This window comes from Micromonospora yasonensis, assembly GCF_026013475.1.
In the GTDB taxonomy this organism is placed as follows: Bacteria; Actinomycetota; Actinomycetes; order Mycobacteriales; family Micromonosporaceae; genus Micromonospora; species Micromonospora yasonensis.
The window spans coordinates 1-18,626 of the sequence record NZ_JAPDPH010000039.1; the positions used below are offsets into that span (position 1 = coordinate 1).

Annotated in this window: 11 protein-coding genes and 1 pseudogene; 8 read left to right on the top strand and 4 right to left on the bottom strand. The window is 69.7% G+C overall.

The window, feature by feature from the left end; all coding sequences use genetic code 11:
- Positions 1–441: low temperature requirement protein A (locus ONA70_RS11230; RefSeq protein ID WP_265006321.1), on the bottom strand; the 441-nt coding region annotated here is incomplete at its 3' end.
- A gap of 208 nt (positions 442–649) precedes the next feature.
- Between ONA70_RS11230 and ONA70_RS11235 the strand changes: the two genes are divergently transcribed.
- Both ONA70_RS11235 and ONA70_RS11240 read left to right on the top strand, forming a co-directional pair.
- Positions 650–1,735 (top strand): YeiH family protein, encoded by a 1,086-nt coding sequence (locus ONA70_RS11235; protein ID WP_265006322.1) that lies wholly within the window; start codon positions 650–652, stop codon positions 1,733–1,735.
- Positions 1,736–1,786: 51 nt separating this feature from the next.
- Positions 1,787–2,710 (top strand): LysR substrate-binding domain-containing protein, encoded by a 924-nt coding sequence (locus ONA70_RS11240; protein WP_265006323.1) that lies wholly within the window; start codon positions 1,787–1,789, stop codon positions 2,708–2,710.
- 125 nt (positions 2,711–2,835) lie between these two features.
- Here ONA70_RS11240 and ONA70_RS11245 read toward each other — a convergent pair whose 3' ends face one another.
- A complete protein-coding gene (locus ONA70_RS11245) occupies positions 2,836–5,694 on the bottom strand; it encodes a M36 family metallopeptidase (RefSeq protein ID WP_265006324.1) in 2,859 nt (952 codons plus the stop codon).
- A gap of 1,016 nt (positions 5,695–6,710) precedes the next feature.
- Between ONA70_RS11245 and ONA70_RS11250 the strand changes: the two genes are divergently transcribed.
- Both ONA70_RS11250 and ONA70_RS11255 read left to right on the top strand, forming a co-directional pair.
- Positions 6,711–7,367, top strand: coding sequence for a YeeE/YedE family protein (locus ONA70_RS11250; RefSeq protein WP_265006325.1), 657 nt, complete (start codon positions 6,711–6,713; stop codon positions 7,365–7,367).
- Positions 7,367–7,783 carry a YeeE/YedE thiosulfate transporter family protein gene (locus ONA70_RS11255; protein WP_265006326.1) on the top strand — a complete coding sequence of 139 codons (417 nt, stop codon included), beginning with the start codon at positions 7,367–7,369 and terminating at the stop codon, positions 7,781–7,783. Before ONA70_RS11250 ends, ONA70_RS11255 begins: the two co-directional genes overlap by 1 nt.
- A gap of 163 nt (positions 7,784–7,946) precedes the next feature.
- On the opposite strand, the gene ONA70_RS11260 is transcribed toward ONA70_RS11255, so the two are convergent.
- A complete protein-coding gene (locus ONA70_RS11260; protein ID WP_265006327.1) occupies positions 7,947–9,371 on the bottom strand; it encodes an alkaline phosphatase D family protein in 1,425 nt (474 codons plus the stop codon).
- Positions 9,372–9,771: 400 nt separating this feature from the next.
- Here ONA70_RS11260 and ONA70_RS36935 point away from each other — a divergent pair.
- From ONA70_RS36935 to ONA70_RS11270, 3 genes and pseudogenes are all read left to right on the top strand, one after another.
- A pseudogene (locus ONA70_RS36935) lies at positions 9,772–9,957 on the top strand (RHS repeat-associated core domain-containing protein); the annotation flags it as partial.
- Between the two features lie 317 nt (positions 9,958–10,274).
- Positions 10,275–11,534, top strand: coding sequence for an Nramp family divalent metal transporter (locus ONA70_RS11265; protein WP_406601183.1), 1,260 nt, complete (start codon positions 10,275–10,277; stop codon positions 11,532–11,534).
- A 119-nt stretch (positions 11,535–11,653) separates the two neighbouring features.
- Positions 11,654–12,685, top strand: coding sequence for a hypothetical protein (locus ONA70_RS11270; RefSeq protein WP_265006328.1), 1,032 nt, complete (start codon positions 11,654–11,656; stop codon positions 12,683–12,685).
- Between the two features lie 148 nt (positions 12,686–12,833).
- Here ONA70_RS11270 and ONA70_RS11275 read toward each other — a convergent pair whose 3' ends face one another.
- Positions 12,834–15,122 (bottom strand): NEW3 domain-containing protein, encoded by a 2,289-nt coding sequence (locus tag ONA70_RS11275; RefSeq protein ID WP_265006329.1) that lies wholly within the window; start codon positions 15,120–15,122, stop codon positions 12,834–12,836.
- Positions 15,123–15,210: 88 nt separating this feature from the next.
- Here ONA70_RS11275 and ONA70_RS11280 point away from each other — a divergent pair, with 88 nt between their 5' ends.
- Complete coding sequence (locus ONA70_RS11280) at positions 15,211–18,573, top strand: glycoside hydrolase family 2 TIM barrel-domain containing protein (protein WP_265006330.1); 3,363 nt, start codon at positions 15,211–15,213, stop codon at positions 18,571–18,573.
- The last annotated feature ends 53 nt before the right edge of the window (positions 18,574–18,626 follow it).

The following is an 18,626-nucleotide window of genomic DNA, read 5'->3' on the forward strand; positions in this document are numbered from 1 at the left end:
CGCGAGCAGGGGGTGTCCGCGCAGCGCGGGCATCAGGATGAGCGGCCGGCCCACCTGCAGCATCACGTACGGCACCACGAATGCCAACCCGCGGCCGATGAACGCGGACGGCAGCGACGACGACATGACCAGCAGCCCGAACGCGCTGGCCAGCACGATCCATTGGATCTTGGGGCGGCGTGGGTCGAACCAGCTGGTGATGTGCGCTGTCGTGATCCACAACCAGATCAGCGGCAGCGCCAGCACGAGCATGTAGGCCATCGCCCGCCACCGGACGATAACGTCATCGCTGACCAGGTCCCGCGCGACCCGGCTGACCACCCCGGCCAGGGCGAACACCAACACCAGGTCGACGAACAGTTCCAGAAAGTTGGCCTGCCGCACGTCCTCACGACGTTGTAACAAGTCCTGACCCGGTCCACCGCCTTCCCGCAGTCCCATACCGCTCATAGTCGCCGGGCATCACCTCGGCTCACCGCGGGTTTGACGTCATACACCCCAGAAGGAAGCCGTCACCGGCGACCGCCGGCTGAGACCGGATACCTCCTGGCTTGGCATCTCTCAGCGGGTCACTTCAGTGCCCGCCGGGATGGCGGCCAAGCCGGCCAGTGGGCCGGAACAGTGGCGAATTCGGTCATAGGTGCTGCCTATGACGGTGGTCCGGGAATGTTCGCTACCGGGGGGTGCCGCGCAGGCGAAGCCTGGAATCGTGATCGTTCTTGCTGACGTGCGCACCCGCCGCCGCGTACCCGTCCAGGCTGCCGGGCTCGGCGCGGCGGTGTTGCTGGGACTCGCCGCGGCGGTTGCCGGCACGCTGGTCCCCGTGGTCGGTGCGCCCGTCTTCGCCGTTGTCGTCGGGGTCTTGGTGAGCCCGCTGGCGCGGCGCCGGTCCGAGGCGCTGAAGCCGGGGCTGAGCCTGGCCAAGGGTCTGCTGCTGCAGTTGTCGGTCGTGCTTCTCGGCGCTCAGCTGTCGCTCGACGAGGTGCTGTCGGTGAGCGCGGGGTCGTTGCCGGTCATGCTGGGCACGCTCGGGGTGTGCCTGCTGTTGGCCTGGTTGGTGGGCCGGCGGCTCGGTGTTCCCCGCGATCTGCGCACGTTGATTGGTGTCGGCACCGGTATCTGCGGCGCGTCCGCCATCGCGGCCACGGCACCGGCGATTCGGGCGAAGAGTAACGACGTGGCGTACGCGATCTCGACGATCTTCCTCTTCAACGTCGCCGCCGTCCTGATCTTTCCGCCGCTCGGGCACGCGCTGCGGTTGAGCGCGCACGCGTTCGGGCTCTTCGCCGGCACCGCCGTCAACGACACCAGTTCGGTGGTGGCCGCCGCTGGCGCCTACGGCCAGGACGCCGTCGAATACGCCGTCGTCGTCAAGCTCGCCCGCACCCTGATGATCATTCCAATCGTCCTCGTCCTCACCACCCTGACCCGCCGCCGCGCGCACCTGCCGGAGGCGTCGAAGGCCCGACTCGCGGCCACCCTCGTGCCCTGGTTCCTGGTCGCATTCCTCGCCGTGGCCGCGCTGAACACCGGTGGGCTCATTCCCGCCGCCGCCCAGGCCGCTCTGCACCAGGTGGCGCTGTTGTTCATCGCGATCGCCCTCGCCGCCGTCGGCCTCTCCACCGACGTGGCCGCCCTCCGCCGCGCCGGTGCCCGGCCGCTGCTGCTCGGCCTGATCCTCTGGGTCGCGGTCAGCTCGACCAGCCTGGGTCTGCAATACCTGCTGGACAGGTGACGAGGCACGGGACGGGTCGAACACCCAAGCGTCTGTGACAGACTGCGCGGGATGCCACTGCCGCCCTGGATAAGCGATCTGCCGGCGCTCGACCTGCTGCTGTCCGTCGCCGAGACGGGAAGCGTCGGGCGCGCGGCGCGGGCGCACGGGATCACCCAGCCCAGCGCCAGCGCGCGGCTTGCGAAGCTGGAGCGCCGGCTGGGCGTACCGCTGCTGGTGCGGTCGCGACGCGGAAGCCTTCTCACGCCCGCCGGCGAGGCGGTCGTCACCTGGTCGCGCAACGTCATCGACGCCGCGCAGAACCTCGCCGACGGAGTTCTGACGCTGCGCGCCGACCGGCAGGCGCGGCTGCGTATCTCGGCGAGCCTCACCGTGGCCGAGTACCTGCTGCCGGCCTGGCTGCTGAGCCTGCGCCGCACCCATCCCGAGCTGGGCATTTCGGCTGACGTCGCGAACAGCCACGGCGTGGTCGAGGCCGTCCGCTCGGGCGCGGTAGACCTTGGGTTCGTCGAATCACCCGACATCCCTGCCGACCTGAGTGCCCGCATCGTGGGCGACGACCGGCTCGCCTTGGTCGTCGCCGCCAGTTATCCGCTCGCCGCGCACGCCTGGCGCGGACTGCGGCCGACCGACCTCGCCGATCAGCCCCTGCTGCTGCGTGAACCGGGCTCCGGCACCCGCGACACGTTCCTGAACGCGATCGAGCATGCCCTCGGCTTCGCGCCGTCGCTGCCGCACGCCATCAGCCTCGGCTCGACCACCACGATCCTTTCCACGGTCCGCGCCGGTGGTGGCGTCGGTGTGATCAGCGCGCGCGCAGCCGCGCCCGCCGTCGCCGCGGGAGAACTGGTCGAGCTTCGGGTCGAGGGCCTCCCGCTGACCCGCCCGCTGCACGCCCTCTGGCTGGGCCGTACCCCGACCGCCCTCGCGGCGGAACTGTTGGCGATCGCCGCCGCTCCTTCCGCAGGGCGATAGCAGTTCCGGTGATCTTCCCGGCAGGATGGGTGTCCGGTCCGCGGGGCTGGCTCACGGCGGCGGGGTGGTGCGGCCGGCCTGCCGGCGGGCACCACCCCGCATCCGGGATCTGGTAGTCGGTCAGTTCACTTGGTGTCGGTCGCGGTGAGGGTGAACGGGACCGCGGCGCCCAGCCACAGCTGGGTGAGGATGTATCGGGTTCCGCTGGGGATCGTGCCGGACTCGTCCGCGGCCGAGGAGGCCGCTGAACCGAGCAGGGTGCACGACTCGTCGTAGAAGTACAGGTCGAAGTCGTACGGGGCAACGCTGTCGCTGCTCACGTGCACCTCGTGGGCGCCGTCGCCGAAGCTGTCCGGCAACTGGGTGACCCAGCCGTCCGCGCCCTGCGCCGGCGCCGCCGGCACCGCACAGGCCGTCTTGAACGCCGTGGCCGTGACGCCGGTGGCGTCGTCGGCCGTCCCGGTGGACGGGTTTCCGGTGACGATCACCCCGGCCTCGGTCACCGGCGCGTCCGGCGGTGACGGCGGCAGCGGCTCGACCCCGGTCGCGGCCGGTGAGAAGACCTGCAGCTCGGCGGTCTGCACGTCCGTCTTGGTCTCGCCGAGCGCGGTGTCGGCCCAGAACCGCACGTACTGCGCCTGCACCGGCTTCGGCAGGGTGAACTGCTTGTAGTGCAGGTCAGGCGCGGTCGGCCGAGGCGTCTGGTAGCTGAAGGCGTCGGCCTTGGTCAGGGCGGTCTGCCAGGTCGTCCCGTCGGTGGAGATCTGCAGCGTGAACCCGCGCAGGCCCTCGAATCGGGCGGTGGTGAATGCGCTGACCTGGATCGACGAGATCTGGGCCGGGGCGGCCAGTTTGATCACGGCGTTGCCGGTGCCCGGGGCGGTCTTCCAGCTGCTGGCCTCGGTGTCGTCGATCAGGCGGGCGGCGCCCGTCGTGGTGGCGGAGACGACGGTGGCGCCGTTGGCGGCCGAGGCCAGGTTGGGCGCGAGGGCGAACCGCAACGCCGAGGTCTTGCCGGCGGTGACCTTGACGCCGGGGAAGGTCCGGGCCCCGAAGCCGTCGGCCGCGATTGTCACCGGGTAGGTGCCGGCGGCCACCGGCGCGGAGAACCCGCCGTCCGTCGACGAGGTCCGCAGCGGCGTGACCCTGGCTTCGAACACGCCGAGCATGACGCGCGCGCCGGGGATGGGTCTGCCGGTGGCGGCGTTGACGACGGTGCCGGTCAGGGTGCCGTTGCGGGCCGGGTTCGGGTGCTCGTAGGAGGGGATGGGGTCGGTGTCGTCGCCGCCGTCACTGACGGCGTGCAGGCCCAGGCCCCGCTTGGCGAACGCGCCGTACACGACCTCCACGAGCGCGGCGTAGTCGGAGCGGCTGTGGTAGCGGTTGTCCAGGGCGGTGCGGATGGCGTCGCGCATGTCGATGAACGACGGGTCCGCCGGGGACAGCGGCATCGCGTCGGTGATCAGCCGTGCCGCGATCTCACCGCCGATGGCCTCCCCGTACCGGGCGACGAGGGCCTTGCGCATGTCCCACACGATGGCGGTCCAGATCTCCCCGTCGGAGTGGACCTCTGGGCCACCGAGGTCGTATCCGATGTCGCCGTAGCTGGTGGGGTTCTGGTCGTAGCTCCAATTGCGGATGCCGCGCTCGGTGTTGCCGGTGGCGTGTTGGCCGACCACGGCCGTGGTGGCGAGCTGGTTGCCGTAGAGGTAGTTCAACGCGTACCAGTCGCCCCAGCCCTCGCCCATCGAGCCGGACTGGTGGGTGTTGAGGGCGTTGTCCTCGCCGCTGACGTACCGGTTGGACAGCCCGTGCGCATACTCGTGCTCGATGACGGAGGCGTCGAAGTTGCCGTCGGAGTACGGCCCTTCGAAGCTGTCGTTGATCGGCTCCCACAGGAACATGCCGCTCCAGGCGGGGATGCCGTCGGGGAGGGTGAGCATGTAGGCGTTGTCTCGGCCGGTGTAGGTGGGCGCGCCACCGGTGGCCGCCCCGGCGTGGACCAGACCCAGCACCGGGTCGCCGCCCTGCCCGCCATGGCCGCCGTTGTTGACCTGGAAGTTGCCGGCGGACTCGGTGAAGCCCAGCGCCCGGAACTCGTCGTGGATCCGGTTGTGGTGCCAGAACAGGTTCGTCGCCGCCGGATCGAGATCCGACAGGTAGGCCGGCGGCACGGACTGGCCCTTGCTGCGCGCCCAGTTCGCGGCGTACGCGTAGTTGAACTGCCCGGTGAGGCTCACCGGCCGCGGCCCCTGGTCGGCGGGGACCAGGAAGTTCGAGTAGTTGGCGTAGGTGTTGGCGTTGTTGCCGGCCGTCGTCGGGCCCGCCAGGCCCACCAGCCCGGTCGGATCGACGTAACCCGAGCGAGACTGGGCGGTCGGCCCGAACGACTTGACCACCGGGGCGCCGCCGGCCGGAGCACCCGGGTAGTTCTCGTAGACGGTGCCTTCGGCGTCGTGCGCCACCAGGGACGCCTGGTACAACGTTTCCCCGGTCGCCGCGTCGACGACGGTGTCCCACGCCTCGTCAAGGGCCTTGATGAACAGCACCCGGTAGGCGGGCCGGGCGCCGTCCCGGGTCGGGAACGTCGCCTTCTGCACGTAGGACTCGCCGGCGAACGGCCCCTTGGCGAACACCTGGAAGCCGGCGCGGTCGCCGGCCGGCAGAGCGGTGAAGGCCACCCCGGGGGCGAGTTTGCCCGCCACGTCCTCCAGCACCTTGGCGGCGGAGAGCTTGTGCGTGGCCAGCAGCGCGCCGCTACGGGCTGAATTTCCAGCGTAGGAGAGAACCTTGCCGTCGCTGGTCACCGCCACGCCGAGGCGGCCACCGCGCACCGCCGGCAGGCCCGCGTACGTCTGCGCGAAGTTCACCACATGCGTTCCGGTACCGACGAGCTCGTGGTCGCGTACGACGGCGAGCGACGCGACGTCCGCCGCCGTGAGGTCGAACGCATCACGGTTGACGTCGATGAACGACCGGGCCACCGAGACGGGATCTCCCGACCTGGGCCCGGTGAGCCAGCCGCCGTCCTTGCGGATCGTCCGCGGCGTGCCGAACCGTCCGTCCCAACTGACCCGAGTACCGGCACCCGCGGCGGCGACCAACTCGCGCGCCGCGCTGACTTGCCCGTCCGTGGGCTGTACGGATGGCCCCGCACGCCGGACATCAAGCCCGTCGACGCCGGGCGAGCCGACATCGACGACGGCCGAGGCGACAGCAGGGCTGAGTGTGAGAACCAAGGCGAATGCGGCCCCGACCGCGAACGGTCGACGAATACCCATCAAGACTCCTCTGCGGGTCTGAACATGCCTGCGCCCGTGCCGGTGCTGGTTGCCTGTCGCACTGCACATCGGCGGGGACAGCCGCATCGCAACAAGGACGGCACGCGGGGGCTCGTCGTGCGCGATTACCTGTCGGCAGGCCGCTGGAAGGGACCTCGGGCATGATCACCTCGGGATCGCTATTCATCCATACGGTATGTATGCTCGCTGACCGAGACCTACCCCTCCAACTCATGCCATCCCGCCCAATCGTCCCGGTGAGGCTGGCCAGATCGGAGTGACATGGGCTGCTTACACGCTCGGGAGTGCCCCCTCTTCCCCCTGCTCAACGCAAGCCTGCGCGACTGGCGTAACTACTACTGCGACAGTGCGGAGGGCTGGCGGACTTGTGCTCGGTACGAGCTGTCCCGGACGGGCCAGCTCGTACCGATCACGCTCCTGCCGAATGGAGCCGACGCGATATATCTGGGACGCATACCCGCCGGTGACGGGCCGGACACGGCAAGCCAGACACCCCCGTCACGGCTCGATCCGGCGGTTTCGCAGCAGTTCGAGCCGGCGCCGGCCCGGGAGCCCAACCCGGCACCGGCAGCCGCCCAAGGCTTCAACACCGGGTCACCCGCACACGGCCCGCACCCCACCGGAACCGCATCGACCCCACCCGCGCCTCGACGGGCCCGTTGGTGGGCCCGACTCGCAGAATGGATTGAAGGTCCCGCATGACTGAATACTGGCCCTGGTGGGCGGGGGCTGCCGGACTCGCCCTCACCACCATCAACTACGCCGTCACGACCGATCGATCCTTCGGGGTGTCCGGGGCGTGGGACCGCGTGCTGCACTGGCGCGCTGAACGCCGTGTCGAACGAGTGAACGCCCAGTTCGCTGACGAACGTGTCCTCATCGAGGCTCTCGCCGTAGCCACCGCCGACCAGTTCGGAGCCGGTTCGGCTGCACCTGCCGCGCGTCCCGCTCCGCACGGCGACGCGCGGGCTCCGGGACAGGACGTGCCACCGCCAGCGGCGGGGAGTTCCTCAATGGCGAGGCTGCTCCCGGCGCCCTTGGTCAGCCAGGTCGCCCTGCTCCTGTCGGTCTTCGTCGGCGGGTGGGTAGCGGCGGCTACCGCCGGCCGATTCCAGCTCCGGCTCGACATGGGCGACGCCTTCAGCCAGATCGTGACCGACAAACCGATCGCGATGATCGGCGCGCTGTTCGTCGGCGGTGTACTCGTCGGCTTCGGCACCCGTCTCGCCGGAGGATGCAGCAGCGGTCACGGGCTCAATGGCTGTGGCCGGCTACAGCCGGTCAGCATCGTCGCGACTGCCGTCTTCTTCGGCACCGGCGTCCTCGTGTCGTTCCTGCTGTGGAAGGTGATCTGATGCACACCCGAGGCGCGATACTCGTCGCCAACATCATCGCTGGGCTGGCTCTCGGCTACACCGTCGCGAACATCGGGTTCGCTGACTACGCCGAACTGAACCGCATGTTCACCTTCCAGGATCTTCGCATGTTCCTGGCGTTCGCCGGCGCCGTAGCGATCATCGTCGTGGTGTTCGCCGTGGTGCGCGTCCGCCGCGCCCCGGGGCGCATCCATGCCGGCGTGGTCCCCGGCGCGGTGCTGTTCGGCACCGGCTGGGCGATCTCGGGTGGCTGTCCGGCGATCCCGATCGTGCAGGTCGCCAGCGGATACCTCCCCGCACTGGTCACGATCGCCGGCATAGTCGTCGGCATAAGGCTCTGCCGCTGGGCCAACACCAGGTACTTCCACCTCGACAGCGGATCCTGCGAGCGGTAGCCGATCGCGAGGGTGGTTGGGCGCGTCGAGCGCAGGCGACGTGCAGCCGACCGGCCTGGGCACAGCACCTGCGGCGCACACATCCGGCTGTGCCCAGGCCTTCGGACCGGCAAGGTTCTACAGTCAGGCGGCGAAGGCCAACCCGAGCGGCGCCCTGTCTCAGCTACACCAGCTGCACGCCGGGTTTTCCCGCCGCGATGTAGAACCTCTGGGCGTCCCACACGGGCGCGTTCGGCTGAGTGACGAACTGGACGTCGCGTTGCGTGCTGTACAGGCCCGTGGGCGTGATGACCGTGCGGAGGTAGCCGCGGTAGCCATCGGCGTACTTCACCCAGGGGTATTTCAGCCAGCCGTCCTTGGTGGCCTGGCTACCCGGTCCGTCACCGGTCGAGGTGATGGACGTGCCGATGAACTGCGTCCCCACGATCGGGCTGGTCGGATCCGGTAGCGCGAGCAGCGCGTCCGAAACCAGGGTCCAGTGCAGGTCGCCGGCCAGGATGACCGGGCTGACGTTCCTGTCATAGTAGGCCTGGTAGATACGGTTCCGCGTGGGGCTGCTTGTCGCCACACCGCCCAGCTGTTGGCCCATGGCGAGCAGGTGCCACGTCGTGTCGTAGGAGTTGATGCCGTCGATGAGCCACGCCTCCTGCTCGTTACCGAGCTTGGAGACGAGCGGGTCGTTGTCGGCGGTCCGGTACTGGCGGCTGTCGAGCAGGTCGAACTGGGCCAGGCTGCCGACGGCGAACCGCCGGTAGATGCGCTGGTCCGGCCCGACCGGCGGGGCGCAGCGGGTGGGCATGTTCTCCCACCACGCCTTGTACCCGGCGGCGCGGCGGGCCAGCTGCTGCGGCCCCTGGTCGACGCCACCGCGGTAGTCGTTGCTGACCTCGTGATCGTCGCGGATCACCGCCCACGGAAAGGCCGCGTGCGCGGCCTGCAGGTCCGGGTCCGTCTTGTACAGCGAGTAGCGCAGGCGGTACTGGTCGACGGACTGGCACGGGTCACGAATCTCGTCCGGCACCGTCGCGCCGTCGCGGGGCGCGACCGCGGTGATCGAACCCTCGTAGATGTAGTCGCCCAGATGGAGTCCAAGGTCGATGCCGTCCTGGGCCATATAGCGGTAGGCCGTGAAGTATCCGGTCTGCCAGTTCTGGCAACTCATCTGGCTGACGGTGAACGACGCGACGGACGCGCCGAGCGCCGGCAAGGTGCGCGTTCGTCCGACCGGGCTCAGCTCGGAGCCACAACGGAACCGGTAGAAGTACCAGCGATCCGGCTGCAGGCCCCGGACATCGACGTGCACGGAGTGGTTGTTCTCCGGTAGCGCGAACGTCTCGCCTTCCCGGACGATCGTGGTGAAAGCCTCGTCGTCGGCTACCTGCCAGTGGACCGGAACGGGCTGGTTCGGCATCCCAGATCCGATCACCAACGGCTGTGGGGCAAGGCGGGTCCAGAGGATCACCGAGTCATTCAGTGGATCACCAGACGCGACGCCCAGCGAGAACGGATAGGAGCTGAACTGGCCGAGGCCACCAACGGGTGCGCCTACGGCGGGCGTGGCCGGCCCGACCGCGGCCGTGGCCGCCACCGCACCGGACAGGATCAGAAACGATCGGCGACTGGGCTCGTTGGTGACCGCGTAGGGGGTGGGGTCTGTGGATGGGTCCTTGGACAAGGCAGGCGTCCTCGATTCACGGGAGACCCACTCGGGAATGGTGGGTCCATACCGTGCGCCAGGCTCACGATCTTGGTGGACCTGGTGCTGACTCCTACGCCTCGCACGGGGTAAGCCGGGATGAACATCGGTCGGCAGCCGTAGCGATCACGGCGCCGGTGGGGCGAATGCGCACCCGAACGGCCTGCTCCAGATGCTCTGGAGCAGGCCGTCTCGCGCTTGCGGGCGGGTCAGCGGAACCGCGGATCGTTCCCGGCCCGGGTGTCCACGGTCAGCGACATCGCGCGGGCGATGTCACCCCAGGACGTAGGAGGAGCAGCGCGGCACGGCGGCGAACTGGCCGACCGAGAAGGGGTACGTCAGCGGCACCGTCGACAAGTCCACCGGGCTCACCCACCTCGGCGCCCGCGAGTACGACCCCGACAACGGGCGGTTCATCTCCGTTGACCCCCTCATCGGCTACAACGATCCGCAGCAGATGAACGGGTACGCGTACGCCGGGCTGGTGGCCCTTACCGTCACCCGGGACGGCCGGACGGCCCTGCGGGTGGCGCTCGACCTGCGGCTCGCCGCCGGCCTGCTCCGGCTGGCCCAGCCCCCGGGTGGGACCAGCTGCCTCAGCGCCGCGGCGATCATCGCGGTCCGGCAGCTCGCCGGCCTCGGTCAGTTCAGCTCGCCACGCGGACACGGTCGTGTGACGCCGAACCAAAGCAACGAATCGCGGGTTTCTGGTCACAACGATGGTGAGCGGCGTCGCCGCACACCAAGCTGGCCGTCTTCGCGCTGCCACCCGGCCCGCCGCCAAGGAGCACAACCGTGGTCACGAACGACATCACCATCGCGTCGCCGCCGGGGACCACCCGTACCCGCGGCCGGGCACGAGGGCGCCTCATCCTGCTCGGACCGGCCTTCGTGGCCGCCGTCGCCTACGTCGACCCGGGCAACTTCGCGACCAACTCCACCGCCGGCGCCCGGTACGGCTATCTGCTGGTGTGGGTCGTCGTCGCGGCGAACCTGGCCGCGATGCTGGTGCAGACGCTCACCGCCAAGCTCGGCCTCGCGACCGGACACAGCCTGCCCGAGCTGTGCCGGCAGCACCTGCCTCGAACAGTCAACCGAGTCATGTGGGTCCAGGCCGAACTGGTGGCCATGGCCACCGACCTGGCCGAGGTCATCGGCGGCGCGGTCGCCCTACGCCTGCTCCTCGGTATCCCGCTGCTGCCCGGCGGCCTCATCGTGGGCGCGGCGGCGTTCGCTGTGCTCGCGCTGCGCGCCCGCGGCTTCCGGGCCTTCGAGATCGCCATCGCCGTCCTGCTCGGGGTGATCGTCCTGGCGTTCGCGGTGAACCTGCTCACCGCGCAGCCGGACGTGTCCGCCGCTGCCGGCGGGCTGCTGCCCCGGATGCAGAGCACCGACAGCATGGTGCTGGCCGCGGGCATCCTCGGCGCGACCGTGATGCCGCACGTCATCTACGTACACTCGGCGCTGACCCCGAACCGCATCCCGGCGACGAGCGAGTCCGCGCGACGGACCATCGCGAAGGGCATTCGGGTCGACGTGCTGATCGCCCTGGGCGCCGCCGGCGTGGTCAACCTCGCCATGCTGCTCATCGCGGCGACCACCTTCCACGGCACCGCGATTCCGGGCACCGACACCCTCGAGGGCGTGCACGCCGGCCTGGCCGGCACCCTCGGCGCGGGGGCGGCGCTCGGCTTCGCCGTCGCCCTTCTCCTCTCCGGCCTGGCCTCGACCAGTGTCGGCACCTACGCCGGCGAGGTCATCATGCAGGGCTTCCTGCGCCGCCGGATCCCGCTGGCCGTGCGCCGGCTGGTCACCCTGCTGCCCGCGCTGGCCGTGCTCGCCGTCGGCGTCAACCCGACGCGAGCCCTCGTGCTGTCGCAGGTGGTGCTCAGCTTCGGCATCCCGTTCGCGCTCATCCCGGTGGTGGCCTTCACCCGCCGCCGGGACCTCATGGGCAGCCTGGTGAACCGCCCGGCCACCACCGCCGCCGCACTGGTGATCACGGCCCTCGTGGTGGCACTCAACGCGTTCCTGCTCTGGCAACTGGTCACCTGACCGGCCTTGCTCCGGCTCCCGGCCGACGTGGGACGAGGTCACCCTGGGCCCGCTCTCGTCGCTTGGTAAACGCCGACAGGGCATTGACCAACGCCACTCTTGCTCCTAGGTTCCGCGTCATGACTATCAATGTTCGTCGGCTTCTGGCAGCGCTGACCGCCTTCGTGGCGGCCACTGTCGTCGGTATCCCCGACGCGGTCGCTGCGGGTCAACTGCCCATCAACGACCTCGGTGGTGGCACGTACCTCGGCTTCCAGGGCGGGCTCTACCCCGCCGGTCGGAACACGATGCCCGCCACCCATGGCGCGGCCGGCATCGATCGGGCCCTCCGCGTACGCCCGGTCGACACCACCGGCACGCCGAGCGCCAACGGCAAGTACGTCCTGCTCTCCATCGGCATGTCCAACACCACCCAGGAGTTCTGCTCCGCCGATGGCAGCGGGCAGTGCGCACCGCACTCCTTCATCGGCCAAGCCGCCGCGGACCCGCAGGTCAACCACGACAAACTCGTCATCGTCGACGGCGCCGCGGGCGGCCAGACCGCGGGCACCTGGGATTCCCCGACCGACGCCAACTACGACCGGGTCCGGGACACCAGACTCGCGCCCCTCGGCCTGACCGAGCGGCAGGTGCAGATCGCCTGGGTGAAGGTCGCCAACGCGAACCCGTCGGTGTCCCTGCCCGCGTCCAACGCCGACGCGTACCAACTCGTGGCCCAACAGGGCAGCATCCTCCGGGCGTTGAAGAGGCGCTACCCCAACCTGCAGCAGGTCTTCTTCTCCAGCCGGATCTACGCCGGCTACGCCACGACCACCCTCAATCCCGAGCCGTACGCCTACGAGACAGGCTTCGGCGTCAAGTGGGTGATCCAGGCCCAGATCACGCAGATGTCGGGCGGCGGCATCGACCCTCGGGCCGGCAACCTGGACTACAACGGCACGGTGGCGTGGGCAGCCTGGGGCCCGTACCTCTGGGCCGACGGTCTCCAGCCGCGCTCCGACGGGCTCATCTGGGAGCGGTCGGACTTCGGCTCCGACGGGACGCACCCGTCCACTTCCGGGCGGCAGAAGGTGGGGACCCTGCTGCTCCGCTTCTTCAAGAGTTCTCCGCACACGGCCTGCTGGTTCACCGTCAGCGGCACCTGCGCGTAGGCCGTCCTACCTTTGTGATGGCTGGTCGATCTTGATCGGTGGGCCAGCCATGGGGTGCCGGGTGCGTTGCCCGCATCCACCACCAGCCGGCCCGGCGGCCGGTGCGGCGGGCTGCCGCACGTCGGACGCCGGGCCAGGCTGGTTGGGGTCAGCTCACCATGAAGTCGGTGAAATCGGCGCGGCCCATGGTGCCCAGGCGGTGCGAGGTCGCGAACATGCCCACGTCCTGGCTGAGTGTCGTCCCGGGAACCGACACCGTACCGACGGATGTCCACGAGCCGCCGTCGGTGGAGTAGTAGCCGGTGAAGGAATCGCCGTCCCGTACCACCTTGAGCCAGACCGGCAACGCCACCGGCTCGCCACCCCCGCTCGGGGTACCGATGTCGATGTAGCCATTGGCGTTGGAGTCCCACTGGAGCACCACGCCGTGCTCCGCCGTGACGGCGAGGATGAGGTACCCGGGGGAGGAGCGGGGCAGGGTGAGGTCGTTACGAATGATGAGGCCTGCCTTCGCCCAACCGTCGACCGGTTGCTGAGCGGTGACCTGCATGGTGGCGGTGCCGGTCGTGCCCAGGGCACCGGGAACGTAGACCGTCCCGTAGTCGTCGCGGGTGGTCCACATGTCGGCACCGTCCGCCTTGATGGTGAAGCGGGAGCCGGACTGTCCGAGATGCGCCGGGGTGGAGGCGAACGCACGGTAGGGCTCGGTCACGGACCCGACGACGGTGACCGTGACATCGCCGGAGGCGCTTGCCTGTTCTGTTCTCGGCTCGTACCAGTAGCCGACCGTGCCGGTGAGCGTTGCCGTGGTGACGGGGTCCGGTGATGCGGGTGGCACCACGGTCCAGTTCACCTGCACGGTCTCGTCGGTGTGCACGATGGGGAACCGGGTCGCCGAGCCGGCCTGTACGGCCCAGCCGGCCGGGGTGTTCAGCCGCAACTCGACGTCGGTGGCGGGCAGCGCTCCCGTGTTGGTGAAGGTCTGGCTGATCTTCATGGGCTGGCCCGCGGTGACCGAGGCGGCCTCGGGGGACAGCCCGGTCAGGATGTGCGGCGGCGCCGACGTGGGGTTGGCGATCGGTTTCACCCGGTACATCACCACAGCGTGCGGCGGCACGACGGCGCTGATCGTCGAGGCGGTCTCCGTGGTGCTGTGCTGCCACAGGTCGCGCAGTTGGTAGGCCGGGGCGGCAGGAAGGCCCACCTCGGTGGCGCCGGTGGTGATGAGCGCGGGGGTCGCCGTGTCGTTGAAGAGCACCACGGACCGGCCGCCGTCCGCCAGTGGCTTGCTCAGCACCCAGTGGCCGTCGGTGTTGGCCACCGGATAGCCGGGTCGGCCGAGTGGGTCCTGGTCAACGGCGATCACCTCGCGGTTGGTGAGGATTTCCCGGATATCGGCGGACATGGTGGTGAGGTCGTTGCCCGCCAGCAGCGGGGCGGCCATCTGGGCCCAGAGGCTGAAGTGGCTCCGGTACTCGGTGGTGGTCATGCCGCCATTGCCCACCTGCAGCATGTCCGGATCGTTCCAACCGCCCGGCCCGGCGTACTCGTGGTGAGCCACGGTGAGCTGAAAGCATTTGACCATGCTGCGGTAGTTGTCGCCGATATCGCCGCAGGTGCGCCACAGGTTCGCGTACTCCGAACCCCACCGCCAGACCTCGCTCATGCTCCACAGGCCCGACCCCCCGCCGCCGCTCAGGCTGTAGGCGATCGGCCGTCCGGTCGCGGCCAGCGCGTCGCGCATCTGCACGGCCAGCATCCGGTCGACCTGTTCGCGCGTCATGTCGGGGTGGTTCTCGTACGGCACGACGCACCAGTCCAACTTGAGGTAGTCCACCTCCCACGAGGCGAACAGCCGGGCGTCCTGCTCGTAATGCCCGTAGCTGCCGGCGCTCGTGCGCGCGCAGTTCATGAGGCCGGCGCCGTTGTAGATGCCGAACTTCAGCCCAAGGGAGTGGACGTAGTCGACAACGGGCTTGATGCCGTCGGGGAACTTTTTCGGGTCCGGCTGCAGCTCGCCGGCGGCGTTGCGCTCCGGCAGGTTCCAGCCGCCGTCGAGGTTCACGTACGTGTAGCCCGCGTCCTTCATGCCTGAGTCGACCATGGCGCGGGCCTGGGCCTTCACGAGTTCGGCGGTGGCATCCCGCTTGTAGTGGTTGAAGGGGTTCCAGCCCATCGGCGGGGTCAGCGCCAACCCGTTGTCGAGGGCGGCGGCGGGCTGTGGGGTGCCGACGAGGCTGAGGCCTACGGCCAGCACGCACGCCGAGGCGGCTGCGGCCGCCTTCCGTATCAACATCATGCTTGTCCCTCCGCGAAGTCTAGCTCCGGGGTTGGCAGATGACAGAGGTCTGGCCGCGACGCTAGCCCTCGCCCTGAACGCCGTCAATGAACCGTGCCCGGGTCTCGCACCCGGGGAGGATCGATCGACGTCCCACATCGGGGCGACGCCCACCGGGGGTTGACAGCCGCGACATTGTGACGGAAGTATGCCTGAGGTCTGACCTCTACCAGATCGGAGCGTCGCGATGGCCCGCCCCTCACTCGACCCGGCCGCGCCGACGCCACGTGGCGGCTCTTTCTCCCGGCGCCAGCTGCTGCGGACCACCGCAGTCGGCCTCGGCGCCGTGGTCGCGTGGCGCTTCCTCGACGGCGGCCCCGCCCACGCGGCGGGCGCCGTCACCGGACCGGCCGCGGTGCGGATCCCCTTCAACGCCCACTGGCTGTTCGGGCCGTCCGTGCCCGGGGGAGCCGCCCCCGCATTCCCCGACGCGGACCTCGCCACGGTCACCCTGCCGCACAACGTCACCCCGCTGTCCTGGCGCAACTGGGACCCGAGCATGTGGGAGCGGGTTTGGCTGTACCGCAAGCACTTCGACGCCCCGCCGGGCTTCGACGGCATGCGGGTCTTCTGCGACTTCGAAGGGGCACTCACCGGTTCCAGCGTGACCGTCAACGGCCACGACGTGCCCGGCTACCTGGGCGGCTACCTGCCGTTCTCGGTCGAACTCACCGATTTGCTCAAGCCGAAGGACAACGTCCTGGCCGTCGTGTTGGACTCCCGGTTCAACCTCAACGTCCCGCCCAACCGGATCGGGTCCGCGGCCTCGTCCAGCGTCGACTTCTGGCAGCCGGGCGGGATCTACCGCGACGTCAACCTTCGAATCGTCCCGCAGGTCTTCATCGCCGACGTGTTCGCCAAGCCGGCGCACGTGCTGGACGCGGCGCGGCGCAGCGTCGAGGTCGAGTGCACGCTGGACGCCGCCGTCGTCCCCCAGGGCAGCGTCGCGCTCACCGTCGACCTTCGGGACGGCGCCCGGAAGGTCACCTCGACCACCGTCCCGGTGCAGGCCGACGGCACGGGCAAGATCACGGTCAACGCCACCCTGGGCGGGCTGGGCGACATCAGGCTGTGGGACATCGACGACCCCAACCTGTACAACGTGATCGTCACCCTGTCCGTCGACGGTACGGCCATCCACGATTACCGGGTACGCATCGGCTTCCGCGAGGCCAGGTTCGAGCTCGATGGCTTCTTCCTGAACGGGCGGCGGGTCAAGCTCTTCGGGCTCAACAGGCACCAGTTCCTGCCCTTCGCCGGGGGCGCGGTCGCCGCACGGGGACAGCGCAAGGATGCTGAGATCCTGCGTAATGACCTGAACTGCAATATGGTGCGCTGTTCGCACTACCCGCAGGCGGAGTCCTTCCTCGACGCCTGCGACGAACTCGGGCTCCTGGTCTGGGATGAGGTGCCCGGCTGGGGCTACCTGGGCAACGACGACTGGAAACAGTTGGCCGTGCGCGACGTGGCCGAGATGATCCGCCGCGACCGCAACCATCCCTCCATCGTCATCTGGGGCGCCCGCCTCAACGAGACAGCCGACGACCGGACGCTGTACACGCGCACCCAAGAGGTGGCCCGCTCGCTGGATGACAGCCGGCCCACGGCCGGGGCGATGGCGGGTCGGCACAACACCACCAACTACCAGCAGGACGTCTTCGCCCAGAACGACTACTCCAACAGCATCGGACCGGATGGGCGGAAGCTTCCGGGGCTCATGTCGCCGCGCACCGACCTGCCCTACCTGGTCACCGAGGCGGTGGGCACCCTGTCCGGCCCGGCGATCTTCTACCGCCGCATCGACCGGCAGGACGCGCAGCAGGGCCAGGCCATCGCGCACGCCCGGGTGCACAACATCGCCGGCGGCGACAACCGGCACTGCGGGGTGCTGGCCTGGTGCGGCTACGACTACGAATCCGGCAGCGGAAACCGCTACCAGCAGATCAAGTACCCCGGGGTCATCGACCTGTTTCGGGTGCCGAAGCCGGGCGCGGCCATCTACCAGTCCCAGGTCGACCCGCGCGTCCGTCCGGTGATCCAGCCCGCCTTCTACTGGGACTTCGGCCCGTTCTCGCCGGTCAACGAGCTGACCCAGGCCATGATCTGCTCGAACCTCGAGCGGCTGGAGGTCTTCGTCGGCGGGGCTCACCTCGCCACGGTCACCCCCGACACCACCAACTACGGCAACCTGCCCTATCCGCCGTCCTTCGTCGACTTCAGCGCCGTGGACGGCAGCGGCCGGCCGGAGCTGCGCATCGACGGCTACCTCGGCTCGACCAAGGTCGCCTCCCGCTCGTTCTCCGCCGACCCCTCGGGCGACCGGCTGGCGGTCACCATCGACGACGCCGACCTGACCGGGGACGGCGCGGACGCGACGCGGGTGGTGTTCCGGGCGGTGGACCGGTACGGGCAGCCACGCCCCTACGTCGACGGAGCGGTGACGATCTCGGTCAACGGACCCGGGGTGCTGGTCGGCGACAATCCGTTCGCGTTCGCCGACGCCGGGGGTGTGGGCGCGGTGTGGCTGCGGACGATCCGCAACACCCCCGGTGAGATCACCGTCACCGTGGCGCACCCCACCCTCGGGACGGCCACCGCGACGACCCGGGCGACGGTTCCCGCACCGGGTGGCGCTCCCGCCCCGTACGGCACTCTGCAGGCCACCCCCGGCTCCGTCCTCGCCGAGGCAGGCGGGACGAGCACGATCAACGCGAGCTTCACCAACAACGGCCTGCCCAACCTGACGAGCGTCGAGCTGAGGCTGCGGCTCCCCGATGGGTGGACCGCCCAGGCAACGGGCGGCACCTCGTTCACCGGGGTCACCAGCGGGCAGCAGGTGGCGGCGTCCTGGCAGCTTGCGGTCCCGAGCACGGCGAAGCAAGGTCCGGCCACCGTCGTCGTCGAGGCGGTTTACACCGCGCACGGTGAGCGGGGCGTCAGCACCAGCGCCATTCCATTGATCGTGCCGTACGCGTCGCTGGCCGCCGCACGCAACAACGTCGGCATCAGCCAGAACGCCGACGTGGACTCCGCCAACCTCGACGGGGCCGGCAACAGCTACTCGGTCGAAGCCCTCGCCGCGGCGGGGATCCACCCCGGCGCCGAGCTGCGGTACGCAGACGTGCCCGTCACCTGGCCCGACGTTCCGGCCGGCAGCCCCGACAACGTCGTCGCTACCGGCCAGATCATCCTGCTGTCCGGCTCCGGCCACAAGCTGGTGTTCCTCGGCGGCAGCAGCCCCGACGACGCGGGCGGCCAGGGGACCATCTACTACGCCGACGGCACGACCAGCACCTACACCGTCACGCTCGACAACTGGTGGTACCCGCCGACGCACAACGAGGCCATCGCGTCGATGCCGTACGTCAACTCTCAGGGCATCGGTGGGCGCCCCCGCGGCCAGCGTCAGCAGACCGTCTACGTAAACGCCGTCGCTGTCGACATCACGCCCGGCAAGCAGGTCATGGCGGTCACCCTGCCCATCGGGGGTGTGGTGGGCGAAGGCCAGCGCACCAGCGGTATGCATGTCTTCGCGATGGGGATGGCGTGACGCGGATGACGGTCCGGCAGACTCATGTCGTACGCGTGGGGCTGGCCGCCACG

Coding starts and splice junctions, on each gene's coding strand:
- ONA70_RS11235 (WP_265006322.1), top strand. CDS start 650: ATGACGGTGGTCCGGGAATGTTCGCTACCGGGGGGTGCCGCGCAGGCG.
- ONA70_RS11240 (WP_265006323.1), top strand. CDS start 1,787: ATGCCACTGCCGCCCTGGATAAGCGATCTGCCGGCGCTCGACCTGCTG.
- ONA70_RS11250 (WP_265006325.1), top strand. CDS start 6,711: ATGACTGAATACTGGCCCTGGTGGGCGGGGGCTGCCGGACTCGCCCTC.
- ONA70_RS11255 (WP_265006326.1), top strand. CDS start 7,367: ATGCACACCCGAGGCGCGATACTCGTCGCCAACATCATCGCTGGGCTG.
- ONA70_RS11270 (WP_265006328.1), top strand. CDS start 11,654: ATGACTATCAATGTTCGTCGGCTTCTGGCAGCGCTGACCGCCTTCGTG.
- ONA70_RS11275 (WP_265006329.1), bottom strand. CDS start 15,122: ATGTGGGACGTCGATCGATCCTCCCCGGGTGCGAGACCCGGGCACGGT.
- ONA70_RS11280 (WP_265006330.1), top strand. CDS start 15,211: ATGGCCCGCCCCTCACTCGACCCGGCCGCGCCGACGCCACGTGGCGGC.